The sequence below is a fragment of the Leucobacter sp. 7(1) genome, assembly GCF_900163635.1.
Lineage (GTDB): Bacteria > Actinomycetota > Actinomycetes > Actinomycetales > Microbacteriaceae > Leucobacter.
Map to the genome: position 1 here is coordinate 1 of NZ_FUID01000088.1, position 21,107 is coordinate 21,107.

23 protein-coding genes are annotated in these 21,107 nt (G+C 68.2%); 9 read left to right on the forward strand and 14 right to left on the reverse strand.

Going from position 1 to position 21,107, the window contains the following annotated elements; translation table 11 throughout:
- Nucleotides 1–24: 24 nt before the first annotated feature.
- Nucleotides 25–930 (reverse strand): LysR family transcriptional regulator, encoded by a 906-nt coding sequence (locus FM113_RS15950; protein WP_087015826.1) that lies wholly within the window; start codon nucleotides 928–930, stop codon nucleotides 25–27.
- Nucleotides 931–1,010: 80 nt separating this feature from the next.
- Between FM113_RS15950 and FM113_RS15955 the strand changes: the two genes are divergently transcribed.
- Entirely contained in the window at nucleotides 1,011–1,961 is a 951-nt protein-coding gene (locus tag FM113_RS15955) for an EamA family transporter (RefSeq protein ID WP_254909052.1), read from the forward strand.
- A 20-nt stretch (nucleotides 1,962–1,981) separates the two neighbouring features.
- On the opposite strand, the gene FM113_RS15960 is transcribed toward FM113_RS15955, so the two are convergent.
- Complete coding sequence (locus tag FM113_RS15960) at nucleotides 1,982–3,373, reverse strand: amidase (RefSeq protein ID WP_087015828.1); 1,392 nt, start codon at nucleotides 3,371–3,373, stop codon at nucleotides 1,982–1,984.
- 77 nt (nucleotides 3,374–3,450) lie between these two features.
- On the opposite strand from FM113_RS15960, the gene FM113_RS15965 reads away from it, so the two are divergent.
- Nucleotides 3,451–4,110: a TetR/AcrR family transcriptional regulator gene (locus FM113_RS15965; RefSeq protein WP_087015829.1), complete on the forward strand. Its 660-nt coding sequence runs from the start codon at nucleotides 3,451–3,453 to the stop codon at nucleotides 4,108–4,110.
- A 1-nt stretch (nucleotide 4,111) separates the two neighbouring features.
- Here FM113_RS15965 and FM113_RS15970 read toward each other — a convergent pair whose 3' ends face one another.
- From FM113_RS15970 to FM113_RS15990, 5 genes are all read right to left on the reverse strand, one after another.
- Nucleotides 4,112–5,008 carry a M23 family metallopeptidase gene (locus FM113_RS15970; RefSeq protein ID WP_254909053.1) on the reverse strand — a complete coding sequence of 299 codons (897 nt, stop codon included), beginning with the start codon at nucleotides 5,006–5,008 and terminating at the stop codon, nucleotides 4,112–4,114.
- The gene (locus FM113_RS15975; protein ID WP_087015830.1) at nucleotides 5,005–5,556 is read right to left on the reverse strand and encodes a helix-turn-helix transcriptional regulator; all 552 of its coding nucleotides are present in this window, start codon (nucleotides 5,554–5,556) and stop codon (nucleotides 5,005–5,007) included. The genes FM113_RS15970 and FM113_RS15975 overlap by 4 nt, the downstream gene beginning before the upstream one ends.
- Nucleotides 5,557–5,597: 41 nt before the next feature.
- Nucleotides 5,598–6,068 carry a nuclear transport factor 2 family protein gene (locus FM113_RS15980; protein ID WP_087015831.1) on the reverse strand — a complete coding sequence of 157 codons (471 nt, stop codon included), beginning with the start codon at nucleotides 6,066–6,068 and terminating at the stop codon, nucleotides 5,598–5,600.
- A 90-nt stretch (nucleotides 6,069–6,158) separates the two neighbouring features.
- Nucleotides 6,159–7,421: a Glu/Leu/Phe/Val dehydrogenase gene (locus FM113_RS15985; RefSeq protein WP_087015832.1), complete on the reverse strand. Its 1,263-nt coding sequence runs from the start codon at nucleotides 7,419–7,421 to the stop codon at nucleotides 6,159–6,161.
- Nucleotides 7,414–8,616 (reverse strand): hypothetical protein, encoded by a 1,203-nt coding sequence (locus FM113_RS15990; protein WP_087015833.1) that lies wholly within the window; start codon nucleotides 8,614–8,616, stop codon nucleotides 7,414–7,416. Before FM113_RS15990 ends, FM113_RS15985 begins: the two co-directional genes overlap by 8 nt.
- A gap of 128 nt (nucleotides 8,617–8,744) precedes the next feature.
- Between FM113_RS15990 and FM113_RS15995 the strand changes: the two genes are divergently transcribed.
- Nucleotides 8,745–9,389: a TetR/AcrR family transcriptional regulator gene (locus FM113_RS15995; RefSeq protein WP_176387268.1), complete on the forward strand. Its 645-nt coding sequence runs from the start codon at nucleotides 8,745–8,747 to the stop codon at nucleotides 9,387–9,389.
- A gap of 1 nt (nucleotide 9,390) precedes the next feature.
- Here the strand turns inward: FM113_RS15995 and FM113_RS16000 are convergent, their stop codons facing one another.
- Both FM113_RS16000 and FM113_RS16005 read right to left on the reverse strand, forming a co-directional pair.
- Nucleotides 9,391–10,332, reverse strand: coding sequence for a DUF1214 domain-containing protein (locus FM113_RS16000; RefSeq protein ID WP_087015835.1), 942 nt, complete (start codon nucleotides 10,330–10,332; stop codon nucleotides 9,391–9,393).
- A gap of 50 nt (nucleotides 10,333–10,382) precedes the next feature.
- Nucleotides 10,383–11,060 carry a GAP family protein gene (locus FM113_RS16005; protein ID WP_254909054.1) on the reverse strand — a complete coding sequence of 226 codons (678 nt, stop codon included), beginning with the start codon at nucleotides 11,058–11,060 and terminating at the stop codon, nucleotides 10,383–10,385.
- A gap of 164 nt (nucleotides 11,061–11,224) precedes the next feature.
- Between FM113_RS16005 and FM113_RS18530 the strand changes: the two genes are divergently transcribed.
- Together FM113_RS18530 and FM113_RS16015 are read left to right on the forward strand one after the other, a co-directional pair.
- A complete protein-coding gene (locus FM113_RS18530) occupies nucleotides 11,225–12,712 on the forward strand; it encodes a LuxR family transcriptional regulator (RefSeq protein WP_087015836.1) in 1,488 nt (495 codons plus the stop codon).
- Nucleotides 12,712–13,527 (forward strand): tyrosine-protein phosphatase, encoded by an 816-nt coding sequence (locus FM113_RS16015; protein ID WP_087015837.1) that lies wholly within the window; start codon nucleotides 12,712–12,714, stop codon nucleotides 13,525–13,527. Before FM113_RS18530 ends, FM113_RS16015 begins: the two co-directional genes overlap by 1 nt.
- Nucleotides 13,528–13,547: 20 nt before the next feature.
- Here FM113_RS16015 and FM113_RS16020 read toward each other — a convergent pair whose 3' ends face one another.
- Both FM113_RS16020 and FM113_RS16025 read right to left on the reverse strand, forming a co-directional pair.
- Nucleotides 13,548–14,885: a hypothetical protein gene (locus tag FM113_RS16020; RefSeq protein ID WP_087015838.1), complete on the reverse strand. Its 1,338-nt coding sequence runs from the start codon at nucleotides 14,883–14,885 to the stop codon at nucleotides 13,548–13,550.
- Entirely contained in the window at nucleotides 14,882–15,631 is a 750-nt protein-coding gene (locus tag FM113_RS16025) for an ABC transporter ATP-binding protein (RefSeq protein ID WP_087015839.1), read from the reverse strand. Before FM113_RS16025 ends, FM113_RS16020 begins: the two co-directional genes overlap by 4 nt.
- A gap of 159 nt (nucleotides 15,632–15,790) precedes the next feature.
- Here FM113_RS16025 and FM113_RS16030 point away from each other — a divergent pair, with 159 nt between their 5' ends.
- Complete coding sequence (locus FM113_RS16030) at nucleotides 15,791–17,056, forward strand: sensor histidine kinase (protein ID WP_087015840.1); 1,266 nt, start codon at nucleotides 15,791–15,793, stop codon at nucleotides 17,054–17,056.
- On the forward strand, nucleotides 17,053–17,751 hold the full coding sequence (locus FM113_RS16035; protein ID WP_217896038.1) for a response regulator transcription factor: 699 nt from the start codon (nucleotides 17,053–17,055) through the stop codon (nucleotides 17,749–17,751). Before FM113_RS16030 ends, FM113_RS16035 begins: the two co-directional genes overlap by 4 nt.
- On the opposite strand, the gene FM113_RS16040 is transcribed toward FM113_RS16035, so the two are convergent.
- Nucleotides 17,712–18,476: an alpha/beta fold hydrolase gene (locus FM113_RS16040; protein ID WP_087015842.1), complete on the reverse strand. Its 765-nt coding sequence runs from the start codon at nucleotides 18,474–18,476 to the stop codon at nucleotides 17,712–17,714. The genes FM113_RS16035 and FM113_RS16040 overlap by 40 nt on opposite strands.
- A gap of 65 nt (nucleotides 18,477–18,541) precedes the next feature.
- Between FM113_RS16040 and FM113_RS16045 the strand changes: the two genes are divergently transcribed.
- Nucleotides 18,542–19,219 carry a mismatch-specific DNA-glycosylase gene (locus FM113_RS16045; protein WP_087015843.1) on the forward strand — a complete coding sequence of 226 codons (678 nt, stop codon included), beginning with the start codon at nucleotides 18,542–18,544 and terminating at the stop codon, nucleotides 19,217–19,219.
- Nucleotides 19,220–19,296: 77 nt separating this feature from the next.
- Nucleotides 19,297–19,695, forward strand: coding sequence for a helix-turn-helix domain-containing protein (locus FM113_RS16050; RefSeq protein ID WP_087015844.1), 399 nt, complete (start codon nucleotides 19,297–19,299; stop codon nucleotides 19,693–19,695).
- A 42-nt stretch (nucleotides 19,696–19,737) separates the two neighbouring features.
- Here FM113_RS16050 and FM113_RS16055 read toward each other — a convergent pair whose 3' ends face one another.
- Nucleotides 19,738–20,331 (reverse strand): ClpP family protease, encoded by a 594-nt coding sequence (locus FM113_RS16055; RefSeq protein ID WP_087015845.1) that lies wholly within the window; start codon nucleotides 20,329–20,331, stop codon nucleotides 19,738–19,740.
- Entirely contained in the window at nucleotides 20,328–20,921 is a 594-nt protein-coding gene (locus FM113_RS16060) for a ClpP family protease (protein ID WP_087015846.1), read from the reverse strand. Before FM113_RS16060 ends, FM113_RS16055 begins: the two co-directional genes overlap by 4 nt.
- Nucleotides 20,922–21,107: the final 186 nt, after the last annotated feature.

The window sequence follows — 21,107 nt, forward strand, 5'->3', positions numbered from 1 at the left end:
CCCCCCCCCCCCCCCCCCCACAACTCACCCATCGATGATCGTGACGGGGTGCACAGGTGGGGTGGGGTGTGCGATGGAGGCGAGGAAGGCTCGGGTGGCGGGGCTCGGGTTGAGTGAGCTCCACGCGACATACTCGTCGCGAGAAGGGCCCCCGCGCAGGGGAATCGAAACGAGTGCGGGATCGGGCGGTACCGCGCGGGAAGGGAGGAGCGTGACCGCGAGCCCGTGACGCACGAGGTCGAGTGTGAATACGGCCTCGGTCGCCTCGAACGGGACGTCCCGCTCGATCCCGGCTGCCGTGAACGCGAGGTCGCTCTGCGCGCGGGCGGGGGTGGCGGTGGGGAAATCAGCGAAGGTTTCGGCCGCGAGATCGCGCAGCGCCAATTCGTGTTGCCCCGCGAGCCTGTGCTCGCGGGGCAACACCGCGACGAGCGCGTCCGTGGCCAAGTGCCGCCACGCCACACCGCGGGGTTCGCGGCCTGGCGGGAGGCCAAGGAACGCCACGTCGAGCCTGCCTGCCGTGATCGCCGCCTCGAACTGGGCGCTGCCGCCGCCGCGCACTGCGAGTCGCACTTCGGGGTGCGCGCCTCGGAACGCGCGCAGTGCGCCGGGCACATCGACTGCGGAGACGGTGGGGATTACGCCGACCGTGAGTGTGCCGGTCACGCGGCCGATCGCGGCGGCGGCATCGGATGCTGCGCGCTCGGCTGCGGCGATGCTGGCGCGTGCTTCGGGAACGAACGCCGTGCCCGCCGCGGTGAGTTCGACGCGGCGGCTCGTGCGCGCGAAGAGCTCAATGCCAAGTTCGCCCTCGAGCGCCTTGATTTGGTGGCTGAGTGCAGACTGGACCACGTTGCACCGTGCCGCGGCGCGGGTGAAGTTCAGCTCCTCGGCGAGGGCGACGGCGTAGCGCAACTGCTGCAGTTCCATGCTATCTATCTTGATTCGTGATAGATGAAATGACAAGTATGTGTTGGACTCATGCATGCTGCGAGTCCCACGATAAATACGTGAACATTACTTCTGCATTTGTCGCCCCCACAAGCCGGGTGGGCATCACGCTCCTCACCGCGCTCGCGCCCGCAGTCTGGGGCACAAGCTATGTCGTCACGACTGAGCTCCTGCCGCCGGGCCACCCGTTCTTCGCGGCCCTCATGCGGGCCCTCCCTGCCGGCATGCTCGCAATCCTCCTGACTCGGAGCCTGCCGCGCGGCTCCTGGTGGTGGAAGAGTGCGGTGCTCGGCACGCTGAACATCGGCGCGTTCTTTCCGCTCCTGTTTATCAGTGCCGAGCGACTGCCCGGCGGGGTCGCGGCAACGCTCGGGGCGCTCCAGCCGATTATCGTCACCTTCCTCGTGATTGTGGTGCTCGGGGAGCGGCTTTCCCGGTGGCGTCTCGCTTGGGGGCTCGTGGGGGTGGCGGGGATTGCGATGGTCGTGCTCGGGCCTGGTGCCGGGCTCGACGCGGTCGGGATCATTGCGGGACTTGCCGGGGCGGTGTCCATGGGATTCGGGGTTGTCCTGACGAAGCGTTGGGGCCGGCCCGAGGGTGTGGGAGCCATGTCGCTTGCCGGATGGCAGCTTGCGGCCGGCGGGATGGTACTCCTCGTCCCCACGCTCGCGTTCGAGGGCGTGCCGACGGCGATCGACGGGTTAGCCATTGCCGGGTACCTCTGGCTCGCCCTCGTCGGTGGGCTCCTCAGCTACACGATCTGGTTCTCGGGGATCGGGCGCCTGCCCGTCACCGCCACGGCGCTGCTCGGCCTGCTCTCGCCGCTCGTCGCCGCGGTCCTTGGGGCGCTCATCGTGGGGGAGACGCTCGCCCCGATCCAGCTCGCGGGCTTCGGCCTGGCGCTCGCCGCCATGGTCGCGGGGCAGCTGTCGCCGCGGCCCCGCGACAATCGATGGGTGAGTTTCCGGGGCTTCGTACCTGGGAAGCCCCGGAAACTCACCCATCGATGAGGGGAAGGGCCGCACGGGAGCTACAGTGCGGGCCACCAGTCTGTCGCGGTCCAGAGCGCGAGCTCGGCCTCGGCGGCCGCCCCGATCCGGAACACTGTCTGATCGTCGAAGGTGCGTCCTACGATTTGCACGCCCGTGGGAACCCCGTTGGGGGCACGGCCCGAGGGGACGGCGAGCACCGGCACCCGGCCAACAATGTTGAACGGCAGGGTCATGAGCTGGGAGAACGTGTCGACGCTATCCGTGCAGGGGGCGTCCGCGGCCATGCCTGTGTTCGCGATCGTGGGGCACACGAGCGCGTCGTAGCGTTCGAGCAACGCTCCGAGCGGCTCGGAAAACGCGGACTCGGCCACGAGTCCGTCCACGTACTCGCCCGCGCCGCCCGCTGCCTCGATGAACGCTCGCGTGTACGGCATCAGCTGTGCCAGCTGCGCCGGATCCCCCTCGCCGACGCTCTGGATGAACGGCCCCATCACGGCACCGAAGTGCGCCCAGGCGATCTCGAGTACCTGCGCGGGGCTCCACGGGAGATCGACCTCCTCAACGATCGCTCCAGCTGCGCGGAGCGCCGAGGCGAAGCTCTGCGTGTTCGCGATCACGGCGGGATCCGGCGCGTAGCCGCCGAGCGTCGTGCTGAGGGCGATGCGGAGGCCGCGCAGGCTCGTGACCTCGCCGCTGACGCGCAGCTGCGGACGCAGGGAAGCGGGGTCGCCCGACCACGGGCCAGAGATGACGTTCTGGAGCAGCGCAACGTCGGCGACGCTGCGGCCCATCGGGCCGTCGGCGCAGTAGGTGTCACTGTTGAAGGGTGCCAGACCGGGCACACGCGCGAATGGCGGCTTAAACCCCACGACACCGCAGTAGGAGGAGGGGATGCGAATCGAGCCGCCGATGTCAGATCCCGTGGCGAGGATCGTCGAGCCTGCGGCAAGTACGGCACCGGCCCCGCCGGACGACCCGCCAGGCGTCATGTCGGTGTTGTGCGGGTTTCGCGTCACGCCCCAGAGCGCGGAGTGGGTGACCGGAGCACAGCAGAACTCCGGCGTGGTGGTGCGGCCGTGGACGGCGGCGCCCGCCGCGAAGATGCGGTCGACGATGGGATGGGTCATCTGCGCGACGTTGCCGCTCTCAAGGAGCGATCCCTCCTCGGACAGGCGTCCCGCGATGGGCTGTTCTTCCTTCACCATGAGGGGGACGCCCTCGAGTGCGCGGGCGTTGCCGCTGGCGTAGCGCGTTTCGGCGGTGCGTGCCGCGGCGTAGGCCTCGTCGAGCATCTCCTCGGTGACCGCCCCGATCTGCGGTTCGGTCGCGGCGGTGCGTGCGACGACAGCGTCGAGGAGCTCGACGGGTGAGAGTTCACGGGCGGTGAAGCGGCGAATCGCCTCGGTTGCGGTCAGGTGATGTAGATCCACGGTTCTCCTTGATCAGGTCGCGTCATCGCGACTTCGTACAGTGTACGGTACATTGTACGATCCGCTACTCTACAGGTATGACCGCATCACAATCGCCCGCTCGGCCCCCGGCTGACGTGCCGGACAAGCGCACTTCCGCCCCGGATGCGATTCCTCGTGGGCAACTCACTCGTGCGGTTGTTGCCGATGCGGCGATCGCGCATATCGAGCGAAGCGGTATCGATCAGCTCACGATGCGCTCGCTCGCCTCGGAGTTGGGGGCTGGCACAATGACGCTGTATACGCACGTGCGCGGTCGCGACGATCTGCTCGACGCGGTTGTTGAGCGGCTGATCGCGGCACTCGACATGGCCGGCGTGACCACCCGCACTCGTGATGACTGGCGTGCGCACCTGGAGGCAGTGCTCGATGCATATCGCGCGCTTGCAGAGCGGTTCCCGCGCTCATTTGAACTCTTGGCGCTCGCGCCCTACGCGGAGGGGGCAGTGGCCCCCCATCTCGCCGGCGCAGAGCGCGCCCTTGCTGAAGCGGGGCTCGGAGCCGAAAATGCCCGCGCGGTGCTTGGCGTCGCCGACGCTTTCGCGACAGGCTTCCTTGTGGTGCGCGCCCGCACGGTAACCCGCAGCGGCGGTGCTGACGCGGCCGATCGGTCCCACGCGGCGGAAAGCTTTGCGCGGGGAGTGCGTGCCGTGATCGCGGGGGTCGAGGAGACAATATTGGGCGAGCAGAAGGGGTGAGCTAGGAGCGCCCTTCGATCGCGGCGACAATGTGTTGCCCGTTTTCTGGCAGACCGGTCACGGGGGTCGGATCCTCGCCGAGGGCGATCTGTGCGAACGCCATCGGGACGCCCTGGGCGGTCCACAGTGACGCGCGATCCATGAGCTGTGCGTGCACGTGCGGCTCGCTACTGTTTCCCGAGTTGCCGCAGGCCGCAATGTGCTGCCCGGCCGTGACGGTGTCGCCCACGCGGACCCGGAGCGAGCCGCGCTGCAGGTGAGCGACGAGCGCGAAGGTGCCGTCGTCGCCACGAATCGTGACGTGATTGCCCACGATGAACCCCGGCCCGCCGATTTCTCGAATTGCCCCCTCGGCCATGAGGTACACCAGGCTCGCCGCGTGGGAGCGTGCGCGATGATCCCGTCGCCACCCGCTCGCACGCACGACAGTCCCGCCGAGCATCGCGGTCACCGGTTCCCCGAGTGCGGGGTACTCCGAGGCCGCGCGCATCAGGGGGCCGTCGCCGAATACTGGGCGGTGTTGCTCCGGGGGCTCCGCCACAAGGTCGATGGCGTGAGATTGCCCGTAGGCACGAACGCCGTGGCTGGGAACCTGGGACGCGGGGCTGTTGAGGGCGAGCCAGCGACCCTGGACGGGGGAAGTGACAGTGACGGGTTCCCTGCGTGGCAGGAGACGAGCTCCCACAATGCCGACGCCCAGAGTAAGCGCCCCAAGCACGATGGCACCCCAGCCAATCATGCGGCGTACTGTGGACCACTCGTCGCCCCAGGGCAGCGTACTCGTGAGTGCGATGAGTACGAGCGGCACAATCACGAGCGCATAGCCGAAGCTCCGCACGCGATAGGCCGCGAGCATGCCCGTGCGCAGCGCTCGCCGCAGCGGCGCGTCCTGGCTCACCGCTCCGCTCCGAGCACCGCGGTGAGCAGTGGCACAACCCTGCCCGCCGGGACTTCGTAGCTGCCGCGTCCGCTCTGGCGCACCCAGCCTGCAGCGACGAGTTGGCGCAAATGGTGGTGGAGTTGCCCGGTGGTGCCGAGCCCGTCGATCTCGGCGAGCTCCGCGGTGGAGCGGATGCCGCCCAGCATGTGGCGGAGCAGTTCAAGCCGCACCGGGTGGCCGAGCGCGGCGAACGCGGTAGCGCGCTCAGTCCAATCGGATTCGAGGAGGCCCGCGGTGCCCGCGCCCTCCTGCCATGCGACGGGCGCGCCGCCCGGGAGGGTGAGTGAGCCAACGAGCATCACCATGCCCTCAGTGGTGCTTGGGTGATCGGTGCGCCGTGACTGGACGCCCTCAAGGGCCCAAAATGCCTCGGGGTCGAGTGCCGGGGCGCTGGCGGGAGGCGTGGCAGGTGCGCGAGAGCCGGACTCGGCACGCGATTCCAGCTCAGTGACTCGCTTGGTGAGTGAGTCGAGTTGGTCTTGGAGGGTCTCGGTGCTCGGGGGCATGGTGCAATAGTACGTTACATCGTATTTACGAAGCAACGCGTCTACGGAGAGACCGACTCCGCGTCCTCAAGCGGTGGTGCGATCGCTTCGGGGTTTCCGGCCGCAGCAACCGCCTGCAGGGCACGCTGGAGGTTTTGCAGATCCTCCAGTGTTTCGATCCACGTGACACGGCCCCAAGTCATACGCATGTGCTGCATGAGTCGGTTTTCATAGCGCCGCCCGTCGGGGAGGACCCCCACGATCCGCGCGGTCAGGGCAACCCGTGTGCGCCACGGTGGCCCGTTCACCAGGATGTCTTCGACGGTAAAGCGTGCGCCGGGGAGGAGTCGGAAGAGCCGTTCCCACCAATCCCGCATCGTGTGGTGTTGCCTCCGCACGCCGCCCAAGGCGTGCTCGCCGTGGAACACGTAGGTGAAGCGGGGTGCGAGGCTCGCGAGCATCGGGGTGGCGTCGCCGGCGCTCAGCTGGGTAAACACGGCGCGAATCTTGCGGCGTACCGGGGCGTGGATCATGCTGGCCTTTCGTGGGGATGACGCCCCCAGCCCGCTCGGCCCCACACCAGTGTGCACGACGAGCGGGCCGGTGCCAAGCCTGCACGCGAATTACACGTAGCCGCGCAGTTCCACGGTGTGTGCGACTCGGCCCAGAGCGATGAGATACGCCGCCTCACGGAGCGTCACCCCGCGCGTCTCGGCCACTTCCGCGACCTGCGCGAACGCGGCGGTCATCCGCTCTCGAAGCGTCTCGCTAAACTGCTGCTCGCTCCAGGTGAACTGCTGGATGTTTTGTGTCCACTCGAAGTACGAGCCCGTGACCCCGCCGCCGTTCGCGAGGATGTCGGGTATGACTGGAATTCCGCGCTCGCGAAGCACCTCGTCGCCATCCGGGGTGACCGGGTGATTCGCGCCCTCCACGACGAGCTCGGCCTGCACCCGTGCTGCCACGTCCGCGGTGACGCTGCCCCCGAGGGCCGCGGGCACCAGGATGTCACAGTCGACAGTCAAGACATCGCCGCTCGCGATCCGATCATCCAGGGAGTCGGTGTCGGTGACGGATCCGCCACTGCTCGTGGTGCGCAGCAGTTCCGCGACGTCAATACCGCGCGAGCTGTGTATCCCGCCAAAAGCGTCACTCACCGCCACAATGTGGGCCCCGAGGAGATGGAGCTCCCGTGCTACCCAGGAACCCACGTTCCCGAAGCCCTGGATCGCGATCCGGCGGCCCGCCAGGTCCCAGCCTTCCCGCTGCGCGAACGCCCCGAGGACGTAGGCGAGGCCCCGTCCCGTTGCGGCGGTGCGTCCCGGCGCCCCGCCCAATTCGATCGGTTTGCCTGTGACCACGGCGGGGGAGTAACCACGGCGGCTGCTATACGCGTCCATGAACCAGGCCATCGTGCGTGCGTCGGTGCCGACGTCCGGTGCGGGAATGTCTCGGTGCGTGCCGAGCACGTGGCTGAGTGAGATCGCAAGCCTGCGCGTGAGGGCTTCAAGCTCGCGCCGGGAGAACTGCGCGGGATCGATCTGCAGGCTCCCCTTCGCCCCGCCGAATGGGAGGTTCAAAAGTGAGGTTTTCCAGGTCATCAGAGAGGCCAGGGCGCGCACCTCCGTGAGATCGGCGTCCGGGTGATATCGCAACCCGCCTTTGTACGGGCCGCGGGCCCCGTTGTGCTGCACCCGGTGGCCGTGCGCGACGACCATGCTGCCGTCGTCACGGCGCACGGGGATCTGCACGCTGGTCTCTCGGTAGTTCGAGCGGAGCACGGCCACAGTGTCGTCACGGATGTTCAGGGTGCGGGCCGCCTGGTCGACAAGGGACTGTATCGCCGAGTCGGCTGGGGCGTGCGGGGGTGCGTGGGTGTTAGGCATGGGTCTCCTCCGAGCTGCGGGTGGGTGATGTGGTGCTGGGCGTCTGGGGTCGGAGGCTCGGTGCCAGGCGATCTGGGCGGACGAAGAAGCAGGCGAGCCCAATCACGGCCCAGATGATGAGCGCCCACCACACGCCGGCGGTCGCGGCGTCCGGGAAATAGCTGACCGATCGGGTGAGGGTCGTGGTGGCACCGGGGATCATCCCCTGGCCCATTGCGCCGAGCCCGCCGGGGAGGAACTGGTACGGCACTGCGAAGGCGGCCCACGGCATCGCGGCGAACAGGGTGAGCACGGCGGCGATGCCGAGCCCCGCGCGGCCGAGCGCCGAGTGGAGTCCTACGAAGAGAGAGCTCGTGGCCGTCAGCGACATCGCGAGTGCGAGCCACAGGATTCCGAACGGTGCGGGGAGCACCTCCAGCCAGGTGCCCATGATGAGGGCGAGGATCAGGCCGCCACCGATGCCGAGGGCGAGCACGGCGCTGATGCGGCGCCAGCGACCGGTCACGGTGAACGCGATCAGGATGCTCGCGAGCAGTGTGCCAACGGTCAGCGGAATCCCCGCGGAGGTGATCCCCACGCCGTTTGGATCACCCTCCGAGTAGCTCACAACCTCGGTGATCTGCACGGCGGGAAGTGCGTCCGGGATCTGCTCCAGGAGGGCGGCCGGAGGCGGACCCGAGGGGGCGCCAGCGGGCGGCCCAGTTGGCGCCTCTCCGGGTGCGCCGTTTGGTGGGCCGCCGGGTGCCACGCCGCTGAGCGCGGCGCGGAGGCCGTCGGTGACCCCGCTGAACACCTGGCCGTCGATCGTGGCCTGGAGTTGCCCGGCCATCTGACTCATGAATGCGGCGGGAACCTGTCCCGCGGCGGGTGCGGTGAGGACCTCCGGTTCCATTCCGAGGACCAGGGCGCCGATGTAACTGCGATCCTCGATCCCCCGCACGGCGTCCGCGCGGTCCTCGACGGTGACGATGTCGATGACCTCGCCGAGGCCGTCTTCAGCGCCCCGGGTGAAGCCGGCGACCGCGTCGGCGTCGCCGGTGACGGCCACGGCGAGGCCGTCCATCTCGCTCTCGGCGGACGGCCACACAAACGCGAGCGAGAGCAGGGCGAGTGCGAGTGCGGCCCCGCAGGCAACGCCCCAGACTCGACCCCAGGAGGACCGTGCTCGGATTGAAGACGTGTTCGGTGACATCATGCAACCTCCAAATAAAAACGAATGATCGTTCTTTATAGTAGAAACGCTGATGCGGCTTCCGTCAAGGGGAATCTGGGAACTTGCTACGATCGGTGACAATCAGAACCGGATCGGAAGGGTGGATCGCCGTGCCGAAAATCTCGGAGGCCCAGCGCCAGTCTCGGCGTGAGCAGATCGCGCGCGCGGCCGTCGCAGAGTTCGCAGTGCGAGGGATCCATCCCACTTCGATGGCAAACATCGTCGCCGCTTCTGGGCTGTCGGCGGGGGCCCTGTACACCCATTTCTCGGGGAAAGACGAGATCATCGCCTATGTTGCGCGGCAGACCGTCGGGGGAGTGTTTCAGGGACTCGAGGGGCTTTTGGGCGCGGAAGTGCTCCCGACACCGCCGGAGCTGATCGCGCAAATCACCGAGCGCATTTCGAGCGCCGAGGTCCCGACGGGCTTCATCGTGCAGGTCTGGGCGGAAGCGATCACGAATCCCAGCGTGCACGACGCCGCGAATGAGGTCTACGGCGGTGCGTTTGAATTCTTGCGGAGCTACAGTGCCCGCTGGCTGACCGAGCGCAGTGAAGAAGGCGGGCTACCCGAGGTTGGTCAAACGGAACGACAGGCCCGAGTGCTCCTCAGCCTGATCTATGCGCACATCCTGCAGCTCTCCCTCCTCGATGCGTATCGGACCGATGAGTTCCTGCGGGATATCACCGGGGGACCGGCGGGCTGGCCGGGGGCAACACCCGCGGCCCCCGGCCAGCCTGCCGTACCCCCGAATTGAGCTACAGCGCCTCGGGTCGCGGTGCGATCCAGCTCCCGTCGAGCACGCTCGCGTCAGGCCGATACAGGCGCAGCACGTAGTTCCAGCCCGGCATGATCGGGAGGGCATTGGGCACGCCGGAAAGCTCGGTGCCAAACCGTACGGTGACCCCGCCGTCCGCGTCAGGCTCCGCGGTCAGACTGTTGATGCTGTTCACACCCAGCGTGTTCTCCTCGAAGTAGCCGTCTGCGTTGTAAAGCGACACCGACCAGAATGCAGACACCGGGACATCGCGCAGCGTGAGTCGGTACTCGCCCACCGGAAGCCCCTCGTTCACGCTGATGTAGGTGGCCTCAGCCTCGGGGAGCCCACCCCAGCCCGAGGCAGTGCCGAGGAGGTGCATGATCGGGTCGACCTCCTCGCGGGTTCCGAAGGAGTTGTCGTACTTGCTGACCCCGCGCGCGAGCGTGAGGATCGCATCGCGGGTCTCGGTCTGAGACGCTGTGTCGTATTCGGGGAGTGGGAACGCGCCGGTTCCGCCGCCCGTGAGCGCGAGTGCATCCTGGAGTGCGTTGACCGCGGTGACGTCCTCGGGACTATTGGGGTCGACAAGAATGCGCACAATGAGTGCGGCGTAGTCCGTACCCACAAGCTCTCGGGTGAGCTGATGATCACCCGGCTCGCGCAGGATCGTCGGGCCGAAGTGGTCCTGGTTGATCACCCAGACTGAGATGTACCGGTTCCCAGTATCCGGCAGGGTGACCGTGACTCCCTCGCGCACGTCGACGATCGCACTGCTGTACAGGGTGTCGCGGTTCTGCCGGATGATGGGCTGGTCATCCAGCGGTTTCAACTCGTACGTGTGGTTCCACGCGCCGAGCCCGTGGCCAGCGGCGAGCCGCGCGAACATGAGGTCCGATTCTGCGCGCGAGAAGTTCTGGACGTTGACGAGGGTGGGGGTCATAGGCGACACCTTTCTGATGGGTGGGTGTGGTTTCCGTGGGTGGGGATTGGCTACAGGCTGCCGATTCCCTTCCCCAGCATGAGGACGGCGAGGAATGCCAGGAGCACGGTCATGACTGTGTGGGTCTCGCGCACGAGCCACACGCGGGTGGACTCGAGCGGTGCGCGCAGCTGGTCTGACGCGCAGAGATACGCGACGACCGGAACCGCCACGGTTACGGCCGCGCAGAGCACGAAGATTCCGGTCACGAGCCCGGCATCGGCCGCGGGCAAGCCCGCGCCGCCGATCACGAAGCCCGCACTTGCCGCGATGACGAGATTCTTCGGGTTGAGTGCGGACAGCGCGAGCCCCAGCCCGCAGGCTTTGAACGCTCCGAAATTATCCAGCGCGGCCATCCACCGGGGGAGCTCGGGGTCCTCGTCCGGCCCCGGGCGTCCCCGCCACTGCCGCAGTGCAAGCCACAGGAACAACGCAGCGAGCGCGAACTGGACGATCGCGCGCAGGATGTTCGTGCCGCCGGCGTCCGAGTGTGGGGGCAGGAATCCCGCGAGCAGCACGCAGAGTCCCGTGGTGATGAGAACGCCGAGCACCCAGCCCAGGAGAAAGCCCGGTGCGGTGCGGCGTGCGGTGGGACCGAGAAGCATCAGGATCACCGCAATGATCGGTGTCGGGCTGAGCGCGATGCCGAGCGCGAGCGGGAGCGCCTCACCGATGGCGGTGCCGATCATGCGGAGTGTCCGGGAGAGAGGCGGAGCGAGGGCCGCGGTGAGGTGAGGAACATAGGGCCGATTCTGCCGATCCCGGGGACGGAACTTGCCCGGTCTCATCCGGAGCGGATGAGACCGGGTGCCGGATCGCTGGCGTCACCCGCGCGCTCGCGTATTCTGGGAGCGTGATCGATGCGGTGCGGCGGGCACTCGCCACGGGGGACGAGGGCGCGGCTCGGAGTGCGTTGCGCACGTACTGGCTTCGCCTGATCCTTGAATCGCGTACGGCCGAGCTTGAAGCCCTCTGCGCCACCGAGGGCACCCCGGGCGACCCCAACACGCTGCTCATCCGCGCGTGCTGCCGGGATCTGCAGGGGGATCACTATGGTGCAGCATTCTTGCGGGCGCAAGGACTGCGTGGTGCGTCCGATGACTTCCTGCGGTGCTTCGCTGAGTTGCTCCTCGCCCCCGACGCCAGAGCCAAAGCGCAGGCAGCGGATCGCGCGCACCTGGCGCTTGCGGAGTGTGGGCCGGACGACGACTACCCGGCGGCGCTGTTTCTGCTCGGCTTCGCGGAAGTGCGCCTGCGGCGAGATTTTGCGCGGGCAACGGCGCTCCTGCGCTCCGCGTGTGACGAAGCACGCCTGCACGGGCGCCCCGAACTGCTCCGCCTGGCGCAGTCGAACCTCGCGTTCGCGCTGACCCACGCTGGAGAGTTCGCGGCGGCCGAGGCGCTCCTCGCGCAGCTTCCAGAGACCGAAGCCCGCAGCGACTGGGAGCGCTTCGAAGGCGGCTCACCCGGCGCGAATCGCGGCTGCATTGCCTTCTGGCGGGGCGACTTCGATACTGCGCTGCAGCACCTCGACGGCGTGATCGATGTGCGCGGACCCGGCACGAACTTCGAAGCGCTCGCGCGCCTCTATCTCGTGATGTGCGTGGTGACCGTGCGACGCACGGAGCGGTATCTGACCGCCGGGCAACTGTTGCGTGGCGTGAGCACGGACGACAAGCACGGGGTGCCGTGGGATACGCTCCGGCGGGTGACTGCCGCCTGGCTTGCCGCCGCACACGGAGAGCGGGCCGAGGCGATCCGCATCGCAGGCCCGGCGCTCGACCGTCCCGGTGCGGCCGTGGCCCATGCGCTCCTCGCGGAACTGTTCCGCGTCCTCGGTGAGCCCGCGGCCGCCCGGCAGGCGATCCAACTTGCCCAGGCGGCTGGCCTGCCGCGCTACGCGCAGGCCAGCGTCCTCGTCACTGCGGCGGCCCTCGGTGCCGAATCCGGCCAGGGGTCGGAAGCGCACGCCCTCCTCGAACAGGCGCTGGCCACCGCGGCTTCTGAACGCGTGCTCGCGCCGTTCCTCGCCGCTGACCCGGTGCTCGCGGATCTCGTCAACGCGCACGCGCGGTGGGGGAGCCGACACCCCGAATTTCTCCAAGCGGTGCTCACGCGGCGCAGCACACACGACGGGGCAGCGCTTCGTCTGACCACGCGCGAACGTGAGGTGTTCGCCTACCTCCGGACCCCGATGACCGCGGAGGAGATCGCCGTTGACCTTGGGGTCGCGTACCCCACGGTCAAGACCCATATCCGATCCATTTACCGCAAGCTCGGCGTGACACAGCGACGTGACGCCGTGGCCGCAGTTGACGAGCATGCACTGAGGAGCCCCTGATGACCCGAGCACCCATACCTGAAACCGAGCGCCGGATCCCGCTGGCGAGCGCACCGAATATGCGTGAACTGGGAGGAATCCCCGTCGCGGGCGGGATGATTCGACGGGGCCAGCTCTTCCGCTCGGCCTCGCTTGCGAAACTTGATCCGGTGGATCAGGCCACGTTTGCGGAGCTCGGGATCACCACGGTGTTTGACCTGCGCACGGCGGCGGAACGGGACGGCGCGGAGGATCAGCTCCCGCCCGGTACCCGCACGGTGTGGCTCGACGTCGTCGCCGACGCCCCCGACAACGTCGCGGCGCAGATCCCTGAGCTCATCGCACACCCGGATCGACTGCAGGACGTGCTGGGTGGCGGGGCCGCGGAGCGGTACCTGGAGGACGCGAACCGCGCATTTGTGAGTTCGAGCTCGGCACTCGCGGCGTATCGCGCGTTGTTCCTCGAACTTCTCGACCCGGCGCGCACCGGAGCTGCGCTGTTCCACTGCACCACGGGGAAAGACCGGACCGGGTGGGCGGCGACCGCGTTCCTGCTGCTCTGCGGCGCCGATGAGGCGACAGTCCGCGCCGACTACCTGCAGACAAACGTTGAACTGGCCCCGGTGCTCGCACCCATGATTGCGGCGCTCGAGGCGCAGGGTGTCGAAGCTTCGCTGCTGCGACCGATCCTCGAAGTGCGCGACAGCTATTTCGACGCGGGACTCGCGGAGATGCGCGCGCGATACGGCACGATCGAAGACTATGCCCGGGACGGGCTCGGCCTGAGCGGCCACCAACTCACCGCGCTGCGGGAACGGTTCGTCGTCGCCGCCTAGTCGCATGACGAGCGACGGGATTACTTCCCGCGGTCCGGTGCTGCGAGCTCGTGCCGCAGCAGCGGGGACGTGGCGCTCACCCCCGCGCGCACGAGGACGAGCCCCAATCCGAGGACGGCGGCGGTCGCGACGAGGAACCACGGGGCAACAGCGAGCGCGATCCCGACAAGCGGGAACGCGAGCGCAGCCGCCGCGAGCGCAGACCCAATAACCGCGAGGCGGGCCGGGATCATGACGCGCAGTGCCCGGGCGCGGCCGAGCGCCCGACGCGGCATCCCGATGTGGTCGAGCGCCTGGGTAAGCTCCCGCCGCTCGAACACCTCCGCGGCCTGGGTCAGCGCGACCTGGCAGGCGACCACGAGGAACGCGAGCGCGACGAGGGCGAGGAGGTACGTGCGTGCATCCGCGAACAGGAAGAGTTGGTCAGGCGTCATGATCTCGCGGCTCTGGCTCCGGACGATCGTGTCGAGGTAGCCGAGCAGCGACCCCGCCGGGATCGCCACAAACGTGGCGAGTGCGAGCGCCGAGACACCGCGCCAGGCCGTCCGAGGATCGTCCTGCACCCCTCGCGCCGCGATGAGTTGTGGGGCGTCGGCGGCGCGGCGGGCGAGCCGCCTTGCCCGCAGCGCGGCCGCGAACGGTCCCACTGCCGCGAACACCGCCATGACCGCGAGGACCACGAGGCCGAGCGCCCCGACGATCACGATGAGCCCCCACCCGGGCGACATGAACTGCATCACGAGCACGGCGGCGGCCACCACGGCCCCTGCCACGGCAACCCGACCCCAGCTCAGCCGCGGGGCCTCAGGCCGCGTGCGCACCCCGAGCGGGGAAAGGATGACCTGGCGCAGCCCGAGGAAAGCGCTTCCTCCGGCCACAGCTCCCAGGAGTGGAGGAAGGGCGGCCCAGGCCCACCAGGGCAACCACAGCGCCTCGGCCATCATCGGTGCGCCCCGCAGCGGCAGTGGTCCGAGCGCCAGCGGCAATAACGCCGACAGTCCCGTTCCCGCGAGCACGCCGAGCGCTGCCGTTGCGGTGACCTCCGCGACCGCCATCCGGCGCACGCGCGCGGCGGTGGCTCCGAGGAGGCGCAGCGTCGCAAGGCGCTCGTCGCGGCTGCGCGCCGCGAGCCGCGCCGTGGCGGTGCCCAGGGTGAACAGCGGGACGAACAACACCAGGACAATTGCCACGGCGAGCACCTGGTATGCGATCTCGCTTGACGGTACTCGCCACAGGGCGCGGGCCAGCATCGCCACCGCGAAGGTGAGCACGGTGGTGAGTACTGCGGCGATCAGCTGCAGTGCGAACACTGACCCGGATCCGCGGCCCGGCCGGATCAGTAGCCACACGGCGCTCACGCTGCATCCTCAATCCGGCCGTCCCGCACCCGCACGATCCGGTCGCAACGCGCCGCAATCTCCTCCGAGTGGGTGACGAGCACGACCGCGCGTTGGGATCCCTTGCCCGCACGAAGGAGCGTGTCGAGCACTTCTGCAGCGGTGTGCGAGTCGAGCGCACCGGTGGGCTCGTCCGCGAACACGATGCTCGGTCGGGTCACCAGCGCCCGGGCAACCGCGACGCGCTGCGCCTGACCGCCGGAGAGCTGGCCTATGCGCCGCCCGCCGAGTTCGTCGAGCCCGAGCTGCTGCAGTTCGAGATCCGCGCGCGGCTCAGCGATCCGGCGCGGAATCCCAGCCAGCAGCAGCGGCAGCATCACGTTTTCGGTGGCGGTGAGTTCGGGAATCAGCATGCCCTGCTGGAACACGAAGCCAAAGCGGTGCAGCCGAAACGCTGACCGCTGGGTGTCGCCGAGCCCCGCGAGATCATCGAATCCGTCAGCGTCCGGCCTGCGCAGGATCACGGTCCCGGTGTCCGCCGTGAGAATGCCGGAGAGTACCAGGAGCAGCGTCGACTTGCCGGAGCCGCTCGGACCCATGATCGCCACGGATTCGCCCGGGGCCACGGCGAAGTCGGCGCGCGCGAGGGCGATCGTCGGGCCGAAAGACTTCGCGATGTTCTCGGCGCGGAGGAGCCAGGAGGCCCCAGCGGCGTTTCCAGCGTGCGAGGGGACGGGTGGCGTTGACGGGCTCGGGGGAGAATGCATCTCGACTCCGTTTCTCTCAGGTTCGGGGGCTGGTGTGCCCAGGCTAAGAAACAGGGCAGGGCGGCGACCACCACCCAGGGGTGGAACCTGGTTCTTCGCCCCGCAATATCCACCCCTGGGTGGTGGTCGCCTCCGGGGCGACGGTGACAGAATGAAACGGTGACAGCGGCGCAGACGGGAAACGAGACCCAGATACCCCGCGCACCGCGGGAGTCGGAACCGGTGTTGCCGCGAGCCGCGTGGCAGCAGTGGTTCGCGGATCGGCCACGCATCGCCGACGTCTTCGTGATGCTCGCATGTACCGTTCCCACGCTGCTCGTGCTGATACTGAATCCGCTCCCGCACGCGTGGCTGGGGTGGGTGTGCGCCGCCGGTGTCGGCGTTGCCCTGTGGTGGCGTCGATCGCACCCGATGACGGTGCTCCTCATCATTGTGTTCCTCGGGTCGATAAACCCTGTCGCCGCGCTCGCAGTCGCGCCCGCGCTGTGGGAGCGCTGCTTTGGCCTCTACGCACTCGCGACCGAGCGCCGCCTGCGCACCGCGGTCCTCGGCTTTTTCGTGAGTGAGGCCGTGGTGTTGGCGGCGACGGGGTGCATGGTGCTGCTCGGTCTCCGCGAGCGTTTGCCGATCCTCCCACTGCAACCGACCGTGCTCGCGGCGATCGCGATCGGGGTGGCCGTGCGCGCGAGCCGAGCGCGCCGCGAGGCGCTCGCCGTGCTCGTCGCCGCGCGGGAGGATCGCGCCGCCGCGGCCGAACGTTCCCGCATCACCGCGGAGATGCACGACGTCGTCGCACACTCGGTCACGGTGATGGTGGCGCTCGCCGGCGGTGCGTCCGCCGGATGGGAGAAGCACCCGGAACGGGCGCGGCAGGCGCTCGACCAGCTTGGAACCGTGGGGGCGCAGACGCTGCAGGAAATGCAGCGGATCCTGCGGGTGCTCCGCACCTCGGATACCGAGCTCGACCACCAGTTGGAGAGGTCTGGCCACAACGTCCCCGACCTGGGGGAGCTGACTGAAGTGTTTCGGGCCGCGGGGCTCCCCGTGCATCTGACGGAGGGCAGTGACACGGCAGCTGCTGTCGGATCGGATCCAGCGCTCCGGACCACTGTGTATCGGATCGTGCAGGAATCGCTGACAAACGCACTGCGCTACGCACGCGGGGCCACGCTCGTGGAAGTGAGCGTGGTGCAATCTTCGGAGCAGGTGACCGTGACGGTTGTCGACAATGGGCGCGGCAGCGCTCAGGAGACCAATGGCACGCGCCCGAGCCTCGGGGCCGGAGTTGGGCTCGCGGCCATGCGCGAGCGCGCTGCGGCGTTCGGGGGATCGCTTGAGTCCGGGCCGATCCCGAGGACCGCAGCGGGACCAAGCCACGGGTGGCGCGTGCGCGTTCTGCTGCCCCGGGAAGGGGATCCCGCATGATGGACACCGACCCGCCAAAGATCCGCGTTGTCGTGGTGGATGATCAGGCGCTCGTGCGCGCTGGGAACGCCTTAATCCTCGATTCCGATGACGGGATCGAGGTCGTTGGTGAGGCCGGAACCGGCACGGACGCGCTCGCGCTTGTCGCCGCGGATCCGCCCGATGTGGTGCTCATGGACGTTCGCATGCCCGGCATGGACGGGATCACTGCAACACGGCACCTCACTCAGCGTCACCGAACAACACGCGTGATCGTACTCACCACCTTTGCGCTCGACGACTACGCCTTCGAGAGCCTCCAGGCCGGGGCGAGCGCCTTCCTGCTGAAAAGCAGCACCCCCGCGGCGCTCGTTGACGCCGTGCGAACTGTCGCGGCGGGAACCGCCATCGCCGCACCGGATCTCGCGGCCGGGCTGATCGAGTACACGCTCGGAGACGCTGGAGCGGGCACGGGAGGAGGGAAAGCGGGTGCAGCCGGGCTCGCGGCGCTCAGCCCGCGGGAGCGCGACGTGTTTCTCGCGGTGGTGCGGGGTCTCTCAAACGCTGAAATCAGTGCTGAGCTCTTCCTCGCCCCGGCCACAGTCAAGTCTCACATCAACGCGATCTTCGCGAAGCTAGATCTCCGGGACCGCGTCCACGCGGTGATCCTCGGGTATCAGCTGGGGTTCGGAGGAAGCCCGCGCCGGGCGACGTGATCCAGCACCATCGACGCCACGGGTTCCGGGCTCTTGATGATCGCCTCGTGGCCGCGATCCGGGATCTCACGCATCTCAGCGTTCGGTAGTGCGTCGGTCACTTCCTGGACCCAGTCGCGCGGGCACACCCTGTCGGTCTCGCCACGCAGCACGAGCGTGGGCGTCTCGATCCTGGGGCAGACGTCTTCCAAATGGTGATTGAGCATCAGGCGGAGTTTGTTGGCGAACCAGATTGGGCTCGTTTGCACGTACTCGCGGAGCCCAGCGAACAGCACTTTCGGGGACTCACCCGACAGATCCTGCACCATTCGTGCGGCCTGCTGCGCCGCGGTCCGCTCGTGCCGATTAATCGTGGGGGCAATCAGCGCAAGTGTCTCGATGAGGTGGGGAGAGCGGGCGGCGAGCTCCGCGACGACCTGAGTGCCCATCGAGTGGCCGACGAGCGTCACCGGTGCTGTGGCGCGATCCTCGATGAAGTGGGCGATCAGCTCCGCCGTTTCCTCGATCGTCGCGGCCGTGCCGGGCTCTGGGGAGCCGCCGAAACCAGGGAGATCCGGCACCAGTACGCGGCCGTGACCCCGAAGTACCTGCGCCACTTCAGTGAACACGATCCGCCCCATGCCGATGCCGTGAATCAGGACAAATGTGCGCAGCTCTGGTCCGGAGAAGTCATTGCAGACCATCGTCGCCTCGCCGCGCTTGTACGTGAACTCCACAGGCTCCATGCGTATTACCGTAGCGGGCAGTCGCCAACGCTCCGAAATCGAGCCGTGGGCATAGCATTGAGGGTGTGGCAGGCAACGAGAACAGCGCACGGGAGCGGGATGGGGAATCTGCAGGCGCCGACGGTGCGCGCCGCTCGCCGCTCGGGGGGCGGAAACCGACTCGCGAGGACCTCACGCGATTTGATGGTGTCCCCACGGACGCGCTCGACGACGTGCTCCCGGGGTCGGATGGACCGCGGCTGCGGTTGCTTGTTGTCGGGGTGAACCCGGGCATCTGGACCGCCGCCGTGAATGCGCCGTTCGCGCGGCCCGGTAACCGGTTTTGGCCCGCGCTTTTCCGGGCTGGGCTCACTGCCTGGCAGGTTGACGCCTCACGTGGTCTTGCCCCCGCCGATGAAGCTCACCTTGCCGAACAGGGGATCGGGATCACAAACCTTGTTGGCCGCGCGACAGTCCGCGCTGACGAACTCGATCGCGCGGAGCTGCGAGAGGGTGCTGCAAGGCTGGTTCGCCTCGTCGCGCGGCTGCGGCCAGAACGGGTGGCCATCGCGGGAATCACGGCCTACCGCGTTGCGTTTTCCGCGCCGAAGGCAGTGCTCGGGGAACAGAACACCACTGAAATCCTCGATTGGCCCGACGGTGTTCCGCTCTGGGTGGTGCCACAGCCGAGCGGTCTGAACGCACATGAGACGATCGACTCGCTCGCCGAGAAGTGGCGCGCGGTGATGGCACCCGAGCTGTAGCCCACCGCGATCCGTCTTCGCTTCTGCTGAGAGCGGAGGGCCGTGATCGCCGCCGGCTGCGCTGAGTAGCATCAAATATGGCTGGTTCACCGCAGACTCCACGACCCGGAGCGTTCACCCCCGCGCCGCTCTGGCGCCACATGCTCGGTGCGGCGCTCCGTACGCAACGTCGGCAGCGGGAGGAAACCCTGGGGGAGACCGCCGCCCGAGCGGGAATCTCGCCGCAGTACCTCTCCGAGATTGAACGCGGGGTCAAGGACCCGTCAAGCGAGATGATCGCTGCCGTGGCTGGCGCGCTGGGCCTGTCGCTTGGAGAGCTGATGCGGGGGATCGGCGACACGCTTGAATCGCTCGAGACGGTGTCGATGCCAGCGCGGCTGCCAGCGCGGCTGCCGGACCAGGCATCGAATCGGATTCCGTCGCTGTCAACCGCGGCGAACCCTCCGGCCCCGGCGGCGTTCCTGCTTGCCGCGTAGCCTCGAACCGTGTCGCCGTTCTGGGTGGAGCGTCCGGCATCGTTACCGCCGGGCGACAACGTGGTCGACGAGTCCGTAGGCCTGCGCCTCGGCGGCGGTGAATACCCGGTCGTGATCGGTGTCTCGGCGTAGCGTTTCGACGCTCTGTCCCGAGTGGCGCGCCAGGACGTCCTCGAGTTCCGCTCGCACGCGCACTGCCTCGTCCGCGTGCAGGATGAGTTCGGGAATCGTGCCGCGTCGGCCCTGGGTGCTCGGTTGGTGCAGGATCACTCGTGTATGGGGGAGCGTGAGCCGCTTTCCTGGATTCCCCGCCGCGAGCAGCACCGCTCCGGCGCCGATGGCCTGTCCCACGCACGTGGTCGCCACCGCGGGGCGGATGTATTGCATGGTGTCATAGATCGCGAGCATGGCGCTCGGATCACCGCCCTCGCAGTTGATGGTGAGCTGGATCTCGGTCTCGCGACTCACGGACTCCAGAAACAGGAGCTGGGCGATGATCGTGTTCGCGACTCCCGCGTCGATCGGCGTCCCCAAGTAGATGATGCGCTCGGTGAGCAAGTGGGAGTAGACGTCCATGATGCGGTCGCCGCGGGGCGTCTGGGAGACGACGCTCGGGATCGTGTAGCTCTGGCTCATTTCGGGTCCTTTTCGGGAATCAGCTCGGCAAAGCTCGTGACGATGGCGTCGATGAAGCCGTAGTCACGGGCTTCCTTGGCGGAGTACCAGTGGTCGTGCAGCGAATCCTCGAAGATCTTCGCGACAGGCTGGCCCGTGTCTGCGCTGGTAAGCCGAAGGAGTGTGTCGCGAGTGTGACGGAGGTCGCCGGCCTGCAGGGCCACGTCAACGGTTGAGCCGCCAATCCCCGCGGACCCCTGGTGCATGAGAATCCGGGCGTGCGGCAGCGCCCGGCGCTTGCCCGGGGTCCCCGCGGTGAGGAGGAACTGGCCCGCGCTGTACGCGATTCCGAGGGCGAGCGTGGCGACGTCGTTCGGGATGAGACGCATGACGTCGCGGATCGCGAGCATCGCGGGCACTGAGCCGCCTGGGGAATGAATCCACAGGCTGATCTCGGCCTCTGGATCCGCCGCAGAGAGGGTAATGAGTTGTGTGGTGAGGAGGGCGCCGTTGTCATCGTCGAGGGCACCGTCGAGCACGAGGATGCGCCGCTCAGCGAGTTCGCGCCGGAATGCTTCGGTGAATACCGTGGGCTTGGGGGTTTCGCTCATGCGCCCAGCCTGCCCGGGGCCGGGCCGCCCGGGGCAAGATCCTGCCCGGAGCAGAGCCGCCCAGAGCAGAGCCGGCCCGCCTCAACACCCGCCGAAACCGCAAAGGCGCACCTTTTTCGGGCGCACAGGGTGCGTAATTGGCTTCTCGGGAGGGAGCGCGGGTCGGGAGGGAGCGCGGGAGAGAGG

Coding starts and splice junctions, on each gene's coding strand:
- FM113_RS15950 (WP_087015826.1), bottom strand. CDS start 930: ATGGAACTGCAGCAGTTGCGCTACGCCGTCGCCCTCGCCGAGGAGCTG.
- FM113_RS15965 (WP_087015829.1), top strand. CDS start 3,451: ATGACCGCATCACAATCGCCCGCTCGGCCCCCGGCTGACGTGCCGGAC.
- FM113_RS15975 (WP_087015830.1), bottom strand. CDS start 5,556: ATGCCCCCGAGCACCGAGACCCTCCAAGACCAACTCGACTCACTCACC.
- FM113_RS15980 (WP_087015831.1), bottom strand. CDS start 6,068: ATGATCCACGCCCCGGTACGCCGCAAGATTCGCGCCGTGTTTACCCAG.
- FM113_RS15985 (WP_087015832.1), bottom strand. CDS start 7,421: ATGCCTAACACCCACGCACCCCCGCACGCCCCAGCCGACTCGGCGATA.
- FM113_RS15990 (WP_087015833.1), bottom strand. CDS start 8,616: ATGATGTCACCGAACACGTCTTCAATCCGAGCACGGTCCTCCTGGGGT.
- FM113_RS16000 (WP_087015835.1), bottom strand. CDS start 10,332: ATGACCCCCACCCTCGTCAACGTCCAGAACTTCTCGCGCGCAGAATCG.
- FM113_RS16005 (WP_254909054.1), bottom strand. CDS start 11,060: ATGATCGGCACCGCCATCGGTGAGGCGCTCCCGCTCGCGCTCGGCATC.
- FM113_RS16015 (WP_087015837.1), top strand. CDS start 12,712: ATGACCCGAGCACCCATACCTGAAACCGAGCGCCGGATCCCGCTGGCG.
- FM113_RS16025 (WP_087015839.1), bottom strand. CDS start 15,631: ATGCATTCTCCCCCGAGCCCGTCAACGCCACCCGTCCCCTCGCACGCT.
- FM113_RS16035 (WP_217896038.1), top strand. CDS start 17,053: ATGATGGACACCGACCCGCCAAAGATCCGCGTTGTCGTGGTGGATGAT.
- FM113_RS16040 (WP_087015842.1), bottom strand. CDS start 18,476: ATGGAGCCTGTGGAGTTCACGTACAAGCGCGGCGAGGCGACGATGGTC.
- FM113_RS16050 (WP_087015844.1), top strand. CDS start 19,297: ATGGCTGGTTCACCGCAGACTCCACGACCCGGAGCGTTCACCCCCGCG.
- FM113_RS16055 (WP_087015845.1), bottom strand. CDS start 20,331: ATGAGCCAGAGCTACACGATCCCGAGCGTCGTCTCCCAGACGCCCCGC.
- FM113_RS16060 (WP_087015846.1), bottom strand. CDS start 20,921: ATGAGCGAAACCCCCAAGCCCACGGTATTCACCGAAGCATTCCGGCGC.